11 protein-coding genes are annotated in these 12,432 nt (G+C 56.2%); 9 read left to right on the top strand and 2 right to left on the bottom strand.

Going from position 1 to position 12,432, the window contains the following annotated elements; translation table 11 throughout:
* Nucleotides 1–111: 111 nt before the first annotated feature.
* Both CSE6_RS24595 and CSE6_RS24600 read right to left on the bottom strand, forming a co-directional pair.
* Nucleotides 112–735: a hypothetical protein gene (locus CSE6_RS24595; RefSeq protein WP_059441726.1), complete on the bottom strand. Its 624-nt coding sequence runs from the start codon at nucleotides 733–735 to the stop codon at nucleotides 112–114.
* Complete coding sequence (locus CSE6_RS24600) at nucleotides 735–1,082, bottom strand: hypothetical protein (RefSeq protein WP_059441727.1); 348 nt, start codon at nucleotides 1,080–1,082, stop codon at nucleotides 735–737. The genes CSE6_RS24595 and CSE6_RS24600 overlap by 1 nt, the downstream gene beginning before the upstream one ends.
* A gap of 483 nt (nucleotides 1,083–1,565) precedes the next feature.
* On the opposite strand from CSE6_RS24600, the gene CSE6_RS24605 reads away from it, so the two are divergent.
* The 9 genes from CSE6_RS24605 (at nucleotide 1,566) to CSE6_RS24645 (ending at nucleotide 11,887) form a co-directional block, all read left to right on the top strand.
* On the top strand, nucleotides 1,566–2,759 hold the full coding sequence (locus CSE6_RS24605; protein WP_152668647.1) for an ATP-binding protein: 1,194 nt from the start codon (nucleotides 1,566–1,568) through the stop codon (nucleotides 2,757–2,759).
* A 9-nt stretch (nucleotides 2,760–2,768) separates the two neighbouring features.
* Nucleotides 2,769–3,323, top strand: coding sequence for a DNA-binding protein (locus tag CSE6_RS24610; RefSeq protein ID WP_059441729.1), 555 nt, complete (start codon nucleotides 2,769–2,771; stop codon nucleotides 3,321–3,323).
* Nucleotides 3,324–3,442: 119 nt separating this feature from the next.
* On the top strand, nucleotides 3,443–4,588 hold the full coding sequence (locus tag CSE6_RS24615) for a multiubiquitin domain-containing protein (protein WP_059441730.1): 1,146 nt from the start codon (nucleotides 3,443–3,445) through the stop codon (nucleotides 4,586–4,588).
* The gene (locus CSE6_RS24620; protein ID WP_059441731.1) at nucleotides 4,585–5,973 is read left to right on the top strand and encodes a ThiF family adenylyltransferase; all 1,389 of its coding nucleotides are present in this window, start codon (nucleotides 4,585–4,587) and stop codon (nucleotides 5,971–5,973) included. The genes CSE6_RS24615 and CSE6_RS24620 overlap by 4 nt, the downstream gene beginning before the upstream one ends.
* A gap of 149 nt (nucleotides 5,974–6,122) precedes the next feature.
* Nucleotides 6,123–6,302 carry a DUF6527 family protein gene (locus tag CSE6_RS26855; protein WP_238585809.1) on the top strand — a complete coding sequence of 60 codons (180 nt, stop codon included), beginning with the start codon at nucleotides 6,123–6,125 and terminating at the stop codon, nucleotides 6,300–6,302.
* A gap of 271 nt (nucleotides 6,303–6,573) precedes the next feature.
* Nucleotides 6,574–8,334 (top strand): ATP-dependent endonuclease, encoded by a 1,761-nt coding sequence (locus CSE6_RS24630; protein WP_238585808.1) that lies wholly within the window; start codon nucleotides 6,574–6,576, stop codon nucleotides 8,332–8,334.
* Nucleotides 8,331–9,860 (top strand): UvrD-helicase domain-containing protein, encoded by a 1,530-nt coding sequence (locus CSE6_RS24635; RefSeq protein WP_059441733.1) that lies wholly within the window; start codon nucleotides 8,331–8,333, stop codon nucleotides 9,858–9,860. The genes CSE6_RS24630 and CSE6_RS24635 overlap by 4 nt, the downstream gene beginning before the upstream one ends.
* A 12-nt stretch (nucleotides 9,861–9,872) precedes the next feature.
* Entirely contained in the window at nucleotides 9,873–10,784 is a 912-nt protein-coding gene (locus CSE6_RS24640; protein ID WP_059441734.1) for an AbiJ-NTD4 domain-containing protein, read from the top strand.
* A 95-nt stretch (nucleotides 10,785–10,879) separates the two neighbouring features.
* Nucleotides 10,880–11,887, top strand: coding sequence for a DUF4238 domain-containing protein (locus CSE6_RS24645; RefSeq protein WP_193751176.1), 1,008 nt, complete (start codon nucleotides 10,880–10,882; stop codon nucleotides 11,885–11,887).
* Nucleotides 11,888–12,432: the final 545 nt, after the last annotated feature.

Genomic DNA, 12,432 nt, shown 5'->3' on the forward strand with positions numbered 1-12,432 from the left:
CTTTCAAAACAGGCACGCCGCAACGGAACCTGAGTGCAGCTTCAAAAGCCAAGCACCAGGCACACAACGTGCACAAGGGAAATCAGGAGAAAGAGAGCGAGAAACTGAAACTCAAGCCAGCGCAATGGCCGTGCCACGGCGACTGCGCAAACCGACTTGCACCACCTTGTCCAAGGTGGCTTTTTCTGACCAGCGGGCATTGGTGTTGCGCAGCTTTTTGCTACCCCAATGCTCCAGCAAGGCATTCCAGGGAGTGAGCGGCACACCGTCCATCAAGGGGTCGAGCACCAGCAAAGAATGTGGCTTGCCATCGGCATACATCACACCCACTGCCAGCACCCAATGGCTGTAGCTGGGGGAAGTAAACCGCACCACGCACACATGGTCAGATTCCAGTGCGGCCACTGTACGGGCTTCGACATTGCGGCGCAGTTGGCGGCACTGCAGTTGTTCAGAAAACGGTGCAAACTGCTCTCTGATGGCTGCGCTGCTACAGCCGCTGAAGTACAGAGCTTGGCCCATGACGCTCACTTCCATCAGGCGTGCATCAAGGTGGCTTTCATACAGGGCATCGCGCGACACCTGGCCCAGCAGCATCAAAGCCATCAACACGCAGTGGTGCCCGCAAGCCATGTCGTTTTCGCCCTGACGCAGCAGCAGCTTGTTTTGATAGGCCATTGCACCTGAGCGGCCCGCGCTCAGCTGCGAGTGCACCACAAAGTGCCGCCCCAGCATCAGTACTCCTCGGGCAACAACAGCGTGGTGCTACTGCGGTCAGCTTCCGTGATGATCCACAGGCGTTCTGCATTGGAAATTTCATACACCGACATCAGCCTGTAGCCGTACTGCAAAGCGTCAGCATTACTTTGTCTGTCTTCGGCGCAGATATCGCCCCAATCGCCCGACACATGGCGCAGCACAAACGGCAGTGCAGTCAGTTGATTGGTTTCCAGTAGTTCCAATGCCCCAGGTGTGACCAGTACCTGGCCCAAGGCAAACAAGGGCGTACCAGCAGCAGCCTTGTCATGAGAATCAGGAGAAGAATCGTTCGGGCATGCGGCGGCCTGACCTGTATCAGTCATAGAAAACTCCAAAAGGGAAAGTGGGAAAGAAGTGCCCTGTGCTGCCCAATACTTCCCCAAGGGCTCACGACCTCAAATTGACAGGCATGGCTGCGCCGCACAAGCGTTCAAAACGCATGCGCAAGCAAACTACCTGATCAAATCAGGCGCACAAAACGGGGGGGAAGCTCAGGATGTCGAGCGAGAGAAGCAGCCGATCAATGATCAAGCGGCTGGTTGCGCTGTGCAACGCAAGGCATACCAATTGTAAACAATGCAAATATTTGAATATAAAATATATTTGATATATTCAAATGGATATTTAAAAGCAAAGTTGTACCAGTGGGAAGCAGGCTAAATAGCAGCTTCAGGCTGGGGGCTGTCAGTCACCGTAGATGTCTTGACTGACGGCTTAGCCGAAATGAGATCAACGGCAACAGCCTGCGGGTACAGGCTTCGGGCCGAAGCCTAACCAGTAGCGAAGCTACAATTGCGGATGAATGCGTGAATTATGGTTTTGACCCCGGCGTGTTCATTCACCTTTTGTGTCTGGTGCCCAAGCTCGCTGCATTGGAGCGAATATCATTTGGTGACATGCTAGAAAAAGTTCGAGACTTTGTTCGCCAAAACCCAGGGTTGAAGGCGAGGACGATTGCTTATCGCCTTGGCTTTGAGCGCTCCCCCGTCAGCGCTTTGCTCCATGCGCACAAGGACACATTCCAGCAAGATGAGGCGTCCTGTTGGTCTTTTGTGCCGCCAGCGGAGCTTCGTGTTGACTTCGGGGGCAAGACATGGCTCGCGGCCAAAGACGTCGAGAAGTTGTTGAGAATGGCCGGTTCACCGTTGGATTCCCCGTGTCAGCGCGTGGTATTTAGCCTCAAAGAGGGCTCTCGCATGATGCTGGAGGCTCTTGCTCGACTCTTGGCGCTCAGTAACCAGCTTGCACATGGAGGCAAAACTGTGCTATTGGACTTCACCGAGTCACGAAGCACAGCCACCTACCTCGATCGGTTGGGGTTTTTCGATCACCTCAATGCCGCGATTCAAGTGCTGCCCAAGCGGGCCTTGCGTGGTCGCTCAAAGGAGTTCAAGGGGAAGAATGATGGCCTTATTGAGCTTCGGTCGATCGATCCCACTAAGGAAGATCGCGATGTGCCAGATCTGCTGGAGCGCAGCTTTGTGAGATGCGCCGGGGAAAGCTATTCCGTCGCAGTCAGCACCATCTTGTACGAGCTTTACCGCAATGTTCTTGAACATTCGGGCTCGCAAACTCCAGGACTTGCTGGACTTCAATTCTACAAAGCGAGCGGAAGAATTCAGGCCGTCATATCAGACAGTGGTGCAGGCATTGTCGGAACCTTGATGCCTGTGCTGGAGGCACGCTACCCCGATGTGGCCAAGAAGATTGCATCTGCAAACAGTCACCCAGGTGTCACGTTGTTGAAGCGCGTTTTTTCATCAGGTGGCATCAGCCAGGTTGACCATGACGGACGTGGAACTGGGTTGAAGATCTCGGGGGACAAAGCGAAGAAGTTCAAGGCAACGATATCGGTTCGGCAAAGTGACTTCGAGTTGCGCATCCTTCACACCGACGACGGCGTACGGTTTGCGTCAGCCACCGGCCTGGTGCGTATCGAAGGCACGCACATTTGTTTCGACTTCATGCTGAAGCTTGACGCCCCTGGCAACGCTCTTTAAACTGCTAAAATGAATCAGAATTCCATCGTCGTGAAACTACGCGACTTCACGGGGGGCACTGATCGTCCGTTCGGTAATAGCCAAGGGAAGGCTGTTTTCCGTGGTCTGGTGGACTTTGTGGAGGCTCACCCGGCCGTTCGGGTGTTCGGCATCTCCCTTGAAGGCATTGAGGCGACCGACGCTTCGTTCCCTCGTGAAAGCGTGATCTCTCTGGCCAAGCAGTTGCGTGGCGAGAGAGGGATCTATCTCACCGACCTGCACAACAGGGACTTAATCGACAACTGGAGCTATGCGGCTTTGGCCAAGGCGCAGCCGATGGTCATTTGGAATGGGCAAGACTTTGAAGTGATCGGGCCCGAGATGAACCAAGCGACCAAGACTCTCGTCAACTATGTGTTGCGGCAGGGCCAAGTGACGACCTCCCAGGTCGCCGCCGATCTGAGCCTTTCGGTACAGAACGCCAGCACAAGACTGAAGAAGCTGGTTTTGGAGGGCTACTTCTTGCGCGTCGAGGAAGTGGCTGAGACGGGCGGCATCGAGTTCAAGTACCTCGCCATCAAATAATCTGGATAAACAGCTTGCTTTAAGCAGATCTTGGTGATAGTCTTCGCACCAAGTCCTCAGCAGTATTGTTGCGGGCGAAGTTAAACAGATTAATTTAAGCAGAATGGAAGGACCTTGCAATGAACACCCAAAACCAGCCTACGGTTAACAGCCAACATGAAGTCGGCACCCATGAACTTCACCTGATCAGCGATGAGCAGTGCATCGTGCGCGTGTGTACCCCGCCCAACGCGCATGAAGCGCTTGGTAAACACATCCTCTCTTTGGTGGGGCGCCCTGCCACGTCTGATCAGATCGTGCTTCAGTTGCTGCACGGTGGAGGAATGGAGAGCATCCGGCTCGATGAGCGCATCAACTTGGCACTTGGGAACACGTTTGTGATTTCCTCGGGCGATCGGGTGTACCGCTTCACCATCGACGGCAAATCGTATGAGTGGCCGCATCGCTTCATCTCTGGGGAGCTGCTGCAAATGCTTGCGGGTAATCATCCTCAGAAGGTGATCGAGTTGATCGGTCCGTATGATGCGGTGGAGGTTGCCGTCAACGAGCGTGTTGATCTGACTCGTCCTGGGGTTGAGACGTTCAAATCGAGGATCAAGCCTCAGACGTGGACGTTGTCGATCCAAGGAGTCTTGCTGGAGTACACCCAGCCGGAGGTCAAGGTGGCAGACGCCATGGTGCGAGCTGGTTACGACCCGAACAAGTCGTGGCACATCTACCTCATCGTGCATGGTCAGCCAAAGCAGGAGATCACGGGCGACTTTGTTGTGGATTTGCGCCAGCCTGGTATTGAGAAGATCCGGCTCATGCTGCGAGACGTCAACAACGGGGAATGCAATTCGTTTGCGCCGACTCGCGCCTTCCAGCTTCTCCCCAAGGATCACCAGTTCCTGGACGCGCTGGGCCTCAAATGGGAAACCGTGATCGAGCACGATGCAGTTGTCGGCGCCACGCGACGCTGGTTGCTCATCCATGACTACTCCCTGCTGGGTGGCTATTCTCAAACTAAGGTCCAACTGGCCTTGGAGATCGTGCTGGACTATCCAGCTGCCCAGATCGACATGTTCTATTTCCTCCCCTTTGTCACACTGATCAATGGCCAGGAGGTTCCCAGCACCCAAGTGCGGGCAACCATCAAGGGTGCGACCTTTCAAGGGTGGTCGCGCCACCGCAGCGGGGCGAGTGCATGGGACCCGAACTCAGACTGCGTGCAGACTCAGCTGGCTTTGGTTGAATCTTGCATGGTCAAGGAGCTGAGCGAATGATGCCCGCCACAACGCTGAGCCTGACACAGGCAGCTCACCGGCAGTTGTTGGCTCATCTGTTCCCGGGTGATGGCAAGGAAGCCGCCGCCGTATTGGTGTGCACACGTGTACCAGAACCGCGTGTACGGCTGCTGGTGAAAGACGTCGTCTTGGTGCCGCATCACGCCTGCCGTCGCCGAACAGAAGACGCTCTGACTTGGCCAGGCGCGTACATCGAGGCTGCAGTTGATCTGGCCGAGCCAGCTGGGCTGAGCGTCATCCTGCTGCATTCTCATCCAACAGGTTACCCAGGCTTCTCGCGCGTTGACGATGAGAGTGATGCAGCGGTGATCCCATGCATTCAGGCTGCAGTCACAGCAGATCATGGCTCTGCTGTGATGGTGCCAGATGGCCGGGTCTTGGCTCGCATGTACAGCCCAAACGGAGAGGTGACGCCGGTTGATCTGGTGTCGGTTGCTGGGGATGACTTGCACTATTGGTGGCGTGATGGGATTGCTTTCCCTGCGTTGCGCCCAATGGCGTTCACCCCCGCAATGAGCCAGGAGCTTGGGCGTTTGACGGCATGCGTCATTGGTGTTTCTGGTACGGGCTCCGTGACGGCAGAACAGGTATGTCGACTGGGCTTCGGGCGGGTGATCGGGATTGATCATGATCACGTTGAAGAGAAGAATCTCAACCGAATACTGAACACTACTCTGGCTGATGCAAAAGGCGCGCAAACCAAGGTCCACGTGTTTGCCGATCGCATCAACCTTTTGCGGACAGATCCCTTTTTCACGCCGATTGACGCGGACGTGATGAGCAGGCGCGCGGTGCTTGCGGCATCTCAAGCAGATGTCATTTTTTGTTGCGTCGACAAGCTTCGCGCGCGGATGGTTGCAGATCGCCTGGCTGCGGCGTTCCTGCTGCCATTGATCGACGTGGGTGTGGCCATTCCCACACGCACGACTCTCAACGGATTGGCCATTGCGGAAGTCACTGGACGGGTGGACTATGTGTTCCCAGGTGGGAGCAGCCTAGCTGATCGTGGCGTCTATACATCTGCGTCTCTGCATGCCGAGGCACTTGCAGAGGCTGACCCAGCGGAACATGCCGATCAAGTCAAGGCAGGCTACATCGATGGCATGCCTGAACAAGCTCCCTCGGTGATTACGCTCAATATGCGTGCCTCCAGTTCATGCGTCATGGAGTTCATCGCCAGGGCATACCCGTTCCGGGAGCAGTCCAATCGCGGCTTCGCGCGCACGCGCTTCATGCTCTCAGAGGCATTTGAAGAGCACGAGGCTGAATCGGCGTGTGCTTCGCAATCGACCCCATTGTTGGGCGCAGGCGCTGCGGAGCCTTTGCTTGGACTGCCGGTACTTGGGCCGCAGGAGCACGAATGAGCAAGCTGAAGATTGCTTGGCTCAGACTGGCTGAGTGGTGGGCCGGTCCTCGAAAAGTGATTGAGGTGCAGGGCGTGTTACCGCCTGATCAACTGCCGTCGAGAGATTTGGTGTTGCTGCGTGAAGGCGGGGAGGCATGGTCGGTCATGATGCGTTGCCCTTGCGGATGCGGCCAACCAGTGGAGCTTCCTCTGATTCGTGAGGCCCGCCCCCGCTGGTCGCTTCAGGTCGACAAAGACGGTCATCCTTCGCTGGAGCCCTCCGTCTGGCGGCGTGGCGGCTGTCGGGCTCACTATTTCGTGAGGCGGGGCAAAGTCGTTTGGGTCTAAAGGGACCGCCCGGGATTGTGTGAAGCATAGCCAGGATAACCGTGCAAAGTTTTTATCCGCACCCCCTTCTGTTTTTCTTTTCGCAACGACTGCTGATACTAATACTGCTCGTTGAGTTAAGCGCTGCTAAGCTACGTGCGTTTAGCATTTTGTTGCAGTTAGTGAATGCACGTGATCGCAAACCTGTGAGGGTATTCGGAGCTCACGTTCCATCATGAGGTGAGAAAGCGGGTTTCTGGCTATCCGCCTATTCCTCGCAATTGAGAGTGACATGACCCAAACAGCACGTATTTATAAGATAACTATTCAACGCTTCAGAGGTATCCACTCCCTAACATGGCTACCTGCGAAAGGAATGAACGTCATCCTGGGTGGGGGTGACGTTGGAAAAACGACTATCCTTGAAGCGATTGCACTGCTGCTTTCGCCATCGAACACTGCGGTTATCTCTGAGGCTGATTACTGGGCGCGGGACAGCGCACAAGAGTTCGTCATCGAAGCCGTCATGACCCTACCCGATACGACCGGGATCGGCTCGCAGAACACTTTCGCCTGGCCATGGGCGTGGAACGGGCAGGATGCCATCACTCCGTCAGCCGACGGGGAAGGAGACCTCCTCGCACCCGGCGAGCCGGTGTATCGCGTACGCGTACGGGGTACTACGGAATTGGAACTCGTGTGGGAGGTCATGCAACCCAACGAAGAATTCGACCATTTTTCGACAGCCGTTCGCCGGCGTATCGGCTTGGTCCGAATGGGCGCTGATGAGCGCAACGATCGCGATCTGCGCCTTGTCTATGGCTCAGCGCTGGATCGGTTGTTGGCCGATAACGCATTGCGGGCACGTATCGGCAAGGAGGTCGCGGGGCTCAATTTGCACGATTCGCTCAACGACAAGGCTAAGGAGGCGATCGAATTGCTGGATACGCGCATGGCCGGTGCTGCGCTTCCCAGCGATTTGAAACTCGGTCTCACGACAAGCCAGGGGTTGTCCATCGGCGCACTCATTGGGTTGATGGCGACCAAGAATGGGGTGGCGTTGCCTCTAAGCAGTTGGGGTGCTGGCACTAGACGAATGGCTGCGCTCGAAATCGCATCGTCAACGGACAAGGAAGCAAGCATTACGCTCATCGATGAGATTGAGCGCGGCCTTGAGCCGTATCGTCTACGGAAGCTCATCAATATCCTGGCCAGCCAACACGGGCAGATTTTCCTCACGACGCATAGCCCTGTCGCCATTTCGTGTGCCGAGGACGCTCACCTCTGGTATCTGGACAGCTTGGGCTCTATCGGTGCGCTGCCTCGGGACAAGATAAGGTCACAGCAGAAACGCGATCCTGAGACGTTCCTGGCGCGTGTGGCCGTCATTGCAGAAGGCCCCACCGAAGTCGGATTTTTGCAGTACCTATTAGAGAAAGCTTTTAAGGGCAACCCGCTCGATCACGGGGTGCGAGTCTGTGATGGTCAGGGTAACAGTGCGACCTTGGATCTGTTGGAGACGCTCGCGTCTTCCGGTTTGCTGTTTGCCGGTCTGGTTGACGACGAAGGTACCGCGCCAGAGCGGTGGAAGAAACTGAAAGACAAGATCAAAGGGCGGCTGCACCAGTGGCCCAAGGGCTGTACCGAATATCATGTTATCGGGGCGGTTCCCGAAGCAAATCTTCTCGCACTACTGAAAGATACAGAAGGCGAACTGGACGGCTATCGACTTCGGACTTTGGCAGAGCGCCTTGGACTTCAAGACAAGAGCACAGAGGCGATAGAGGCGGCGCTGAAAGCCTCCGGAAAAACGTGGCGTGAATTGATCATTGCAGCCGCTAGCGGCTGCAATGATGGGGCGCCTGCAGGTCAAGAAAAGGTTTGGAAGAAGCATTCCCAGCAATGGTTCAAGTCCACTGTCGGTGGGCAGGAGTTGGCTCAGAAAATGGTCGCGCTAGGCGCTTGGGAGGAAATTCAACCGCAGTTGCTTCCGTTGATCAACGCGGTACTGGCAGCCGTGGGGCTCCAGACCTTGCAAAAGCTCGATCTATGAGCGACCAGGCCGTCGCCAAACTTCTCCGCTCACCCGAGCCGCTGGTGATCATTGAAGCTGCGGCGGGCTGCGGCAAGACATACCAGGGCGCTGCGTACGCGCAGGAGGTAGTGGGAGCGCTCGGTGATGGCCGCTTGCTTATCCTGACGCATACCCACGCTGCTTGCTCTGTCTTCGCAGAACGTACGAAGAAGGCCGGGTCACGCGTCGAAATCAAAACTATCGATGCCTTGATTGCGCAGATCGCGCTGGCTTACCACAAGCCACTTGACCTTCCTCGCGATCTGACCTCCTGGGCTTGGCAAGATGGCGGGCAAGGCTTTGAGATCATGGCGACCAAGGTTGCAAGATTTCTCCACTATCAGCCAATGGTGGCTCGTGCACTGGCCCGACGCTACCCAGTCATCGTGTGCGATGAACATCAGGATTCCAGTGTCGATCAGCACAGTATTGTCATGTCCTTGCTATCCGCTGGAGCAACTGTCCGGATCTTTGGAGATCCCCTGCAGCGGATTTATGGGGCCAAGACCGACAAAGCTGCGCGCGAGGATCGTGCCCGCTGGGACGCTTTGAAGGTGCAGGGAGTAACCGAGAAACTGATCACACCTCACCGTTGGCAAACCGGTTGTCCTCAGTTAGGGGCTTGGGTAATCGAGGCACGGGAGAGTTTGGAACGCGGAACTCCGATAGACCTGACCAGAGCGCTGCCTCCATCAGTTAGGGTGCTTATCGGAAACAACACGGCTCAGATGCGAACCGGCTACCAACTGTCCAAGGAACACAGAACACCGATCGACAAGGTGCTGAAGAACAGCCCGCAGTTGATGGTCCTAGCATCGCAGAACGACTTGGTATCGGCACTTCGAGCCTTCTGGTTTCGGACAGTACCGATCTGGGAAGGACATACACGTGATGCGCTAGGGGCGCTCGTGCAGACACTGCGCACCGGCCATGGCGATCCCGAAGCGCTGGCGAAGGGTGTCATCACCTTCATGGGCAGCGTCGCGGCGGGATTCAGTCCATCCAGCCACGGTGACCGACTTTTGCAGGAAGTTCGCACCGGGACGGCGCGCTCCACCACCGGAAAACCGGCCAATATCCAGGCGGTCGCACGATGCCTGCTGAGCAATCCCTCGCATACTGGTGTGTCAGACGCGCTCGCAAAAATTACTGCGCTGGTGAAGGACAACGCCGCGGGCTTTGACGTCGTGAAGATCGATCACAGGTCCGAACTGCGGGATGCCGTGCGCATCGGCCAGTTTGCAGATCCGGACGAAGGATTTGCGGAGGTGTCGCGCATGCGCTCCTATTCCCATCCTTCATTACCCCAAAAGGTGCTCAGCAGCATTCACAAGGCGAAGGGCCTGGAGTGCGACCACGCGATGCTGATGGCTTGCGACAAGACGCAGTTCACATCGACCCTGTACGCCAAGTCCAAGATGTACGTAGCCCTAAGCAGGGCGAAAAAGTCGCTCACCTTGGTGGTTTCGACATCCAATCCCAGTCCCCTGTTCAAGCTCCGTTGAAGGACAGACCTCATGAGCAACTATTTCAGTGATCGGGAGCTCGGGCCGAGGGCCCGTACCGAGCAGACGATGAGTCCAGTGGCATGGGCTGGCATTGCGGTCCTGGTTGAGGCCCTGGCGAATTCCGGAGCGTTTGGGGCGTCGTTTCCGCAAGAATGTCCTGATGGTCATGCGATCTGTGGCAACGACACGGACATGCTGAAAAGCGCAATCGAAGCGGAGATCGAGGGCCTGTCATGGCCGCTGCAACGTGACAAGGTCGATGAAGATGATTGCATGCGGGCGCGAAAGCCGTGGGCTCCCCCAACCCTTGTGGCGCTCGATTTCATCGAGTTCGTATGGAGAAGCGTTGCGCGGCCGATTCCGGGACGAGTTCACGATTACTACCGCCATCACCATCTGTCTTTCGACAGCGCGGAGGGGCGTTCTGCATTCGTGACCGACGTGAACCGCATCCTTGCGCGTAACGGGTTAGCCTATGAGATCACCGAAAGCGGCGAGATCCGGCGGATCTTGCCAGCTATCATCGGGAACTTGCTCGCAAGAGCCTACTTCCGGACTGGGGACCAACTGCTCGACGTCATGCTGGAAGAGGCACGCAGGAAATTCACAGACCCCGATCCGTTGATTCGGCGCGAGGCGCTGGAGCGGTTGTTCGACTCATGGGAGCGCATCAAGACATTGGCCGACGATAACAAGGCCAAGTCAGCGAAGTTGGTTCTGGACAGGGCAAGCCCCGAACCGGTATTTCGGCAGCTTCTTGAGAAGGAGGCCCTGGAGCTGCGAGAAATTGGGAACAACTATCTGTTACGCCATCATGAACGAAGCCAAACGCCCGTGATCGATACCGATCATGTCGACTACCTGTTTCACAGGCTCTTTTCTTTGGTGGATCTGGTGATCCGCAAGAACGCACCTCGTTAGGAGTCCAGGCTCATGTGCGTGAATGTAGGCGTCGTCGAGGTAAGGCAGTTAAAGCACGTCTTGATCGGTGCATGCTTGACCTCGGGAGCAGTTCGATGAGTGAGCCATTGCAGCACTACGTGCCCAAGTTCATGCTGCGGCGGTTCTCCTCCGGCAGGCGGGAGTTGGTACATGCGTTCGATAAGCACCAAAACAAGATCTTTGCGTTTTCCACTTCCAAGAAATCGAAGGTGGGTGTCGCCGCTGAGCGGGCGATCTACGATTTTGAGTTTCAGGGAGTGCCCATGACGCTTGAACCCGCACTGAGCAGCCTTGAAACCAAGGCCGCCGAGGTCACTGCGCGGGTCATCGCTGCTCAAGCGCTTCCCCCTACCTGGCACGAAGAGAAGGCAATTCTCGCCAGCTTCATGGCGGTGCAGCTCGTGCGCACCAAGGCGACGATGGCAACCTTCGATGATCTTTCTAGTCGAATGGAGGGGGTTTTTCGTGCAGAGGGCGCCCCGGAGGAGTTCTTCCAGCCCGCCCCTCTGGTCGGCAGCAAAGAGAACGCGCGACAGGCCCACTACGCGGCAATGATAAGCAATGCGTCAAGGGACTGGTCTCCCCTGCTGCTGCAGAAGGTCTGGCATTTGATCAAGACCTCCGATGAGATACCTTTTTTCATGGGGGATCATCCGGTCGTCCGGTTCAATGACCCCAATGCGGAAGGTAGCGGGAAACTTGGCTTGGCGTCCATCGGGGTTCAGCTGTACTTTCCACTGTCTCCAACATTGGCGCTTTCCTTGATGTGTCCTACATATCTGGAAATGATGATCGATGGAATCGAGCGCATTGATCGGCTGCTGGTAGGCGGGCTCGGGGACCATCGCTTGCTCAGAGCGCAGCAGAAGGAGATTTCCGACATCGTGGAGGCGCTTCTGGCAGGTTCCATGACGGAAGTCCGCCCAGAGAACGTTGAACACTTCAATTCGCTGCAGGTGCTGGAAGCGGAGCGTTACGTGTTCTCCGTCAAGAATGATTTCGCCATGGTCAGGGAGATGATCCAGCAAGACGACTCCGTTCGCCGGGGAACGAGATTTGTGGAAGGCTCAGGCCACTTCTAAATACCAACGTAGGAGCCGGCATGCTCCTCCCGGTTGCTTTATAGTGGTACAAAATTTCCGGCTTCGGTGCTGTGTCTACCACGGCGTTGTTCGGAGACTTCCTCAGCGCGTGTCTGGTGTTGTTTGCTTCCTTGTTCATGGTGATCGAGTTCTCTTTGGAGTTCGAGATGCAGCGAAAGGGGAAAAAATGAAGCTAAAACTCAAGCTGAAAAGCAATCGAAAGGGCGCGGGGTTACTGGGGGTATGCGCACTGGACACTGCAGGGGAGTCACGGCTTCGCTTTGGAAGGCTTAGGCCCTGAGAGTGCCCCATCCCCCGCCAATTCGAGAAAGCGTCTTTAAGACGCTTTTTCTTTTTTAGGCAGTTGCGAAGCATTTCGTCATTTGCTCGCGAATGTCTGGTTAGTGTTTGTCAGCCGACTTGCGGCGCTGAGTACGAGCGGCTGCAATCGCTGGAGGCCGTGTGAAAACTCCCTCGTGAGCAAGACAGTGCGGAAATCGACCTCTCAGATCGATCCAGGATCGACGATCGTGCTATCGGGAATG

The organism is Comamonas sp. E6 (assembly GCF_001010305.1).
In the GTDB taxonomy this organism is placed as follows: Bacteria; Pseudomonadota; Gammaproteobacteria; order Burkholderiales; family Burkholderiaceae_C; genus Comamonas; species Comamonas thiooxydans.

Bases quoted from the DNA above. Each gene is read 5' to 3' on its own strand.
- CSE6_RS24630 (WP_238585808.1), top strand. From the start codon at position 6,574: ATGACCCAAACAGCACGTATTTATAAGATAACTATTCAACGCTTCAGA.
- CSE6_RS24595 (WP_059441726.1), bottom strand. From the start codon at position 735: ATGCTGGGGCGGCACTTTGTGGTGCACTCGCAGCTGAGCGCGGGCCGC.
- CSE6_RS24610 (WP_059441729.1), top strand. From the start codon at position 2,769: ATGAATCAGAATTCCATCGTCGTGAAACTACGCGACTTCACGGGGGGC.
- CSE6_RS26855 (WP_238585809.1), top strand. From the start codon at position 6,123: ATGCGTTGCCCTTGCGGATGCGGCCAACCAGTGGAGCTTCCTCTGATT.
- CSE6_RS24640 (WP_059441734.1), top strand. From the start codon at position 9,873: ATGAGCAACTATTTCAGTGATCGGGAGCTCGGGCCGAGGGCCCGTACC.
- CSE6_RS24645 (WP_193751176.1), top strand. From the start codon at position 10,880: ATGAGTGAGCCATTGCAGCACTACGTGCCCAAGTTCATGCTGCGGCGG.
- CSE6_RS24615 (WP_059441730.1), top strand. From the start codon at position 3,443: ATGAACACCCAAAACCAGCCTACGGTTAACAGCCAACATGAAGTCGGC.
- CSE6_RS24635 (WP_059441733.1), top strand. From the start codon at position 8,331: ATGAGCGACCAGGCCGTCGCCAAACTTCTCCGCTCACCCGAGCCGCTG.
- CSE6_RS24620 (WP_059441731.1), top strand. From the start codon at position 4,585: ATGATGCCCGCCACAACGCTGAGCCTGACACAGGCAGCTCACCGGCAG.
- CSE6_RS24600 (WP_059441727.1), bottom strand. From the start codon at position 1,082: ATGACTGATACAGGTCAGGCCGCCGCATGCCCGAACGATTCTTCTCCT.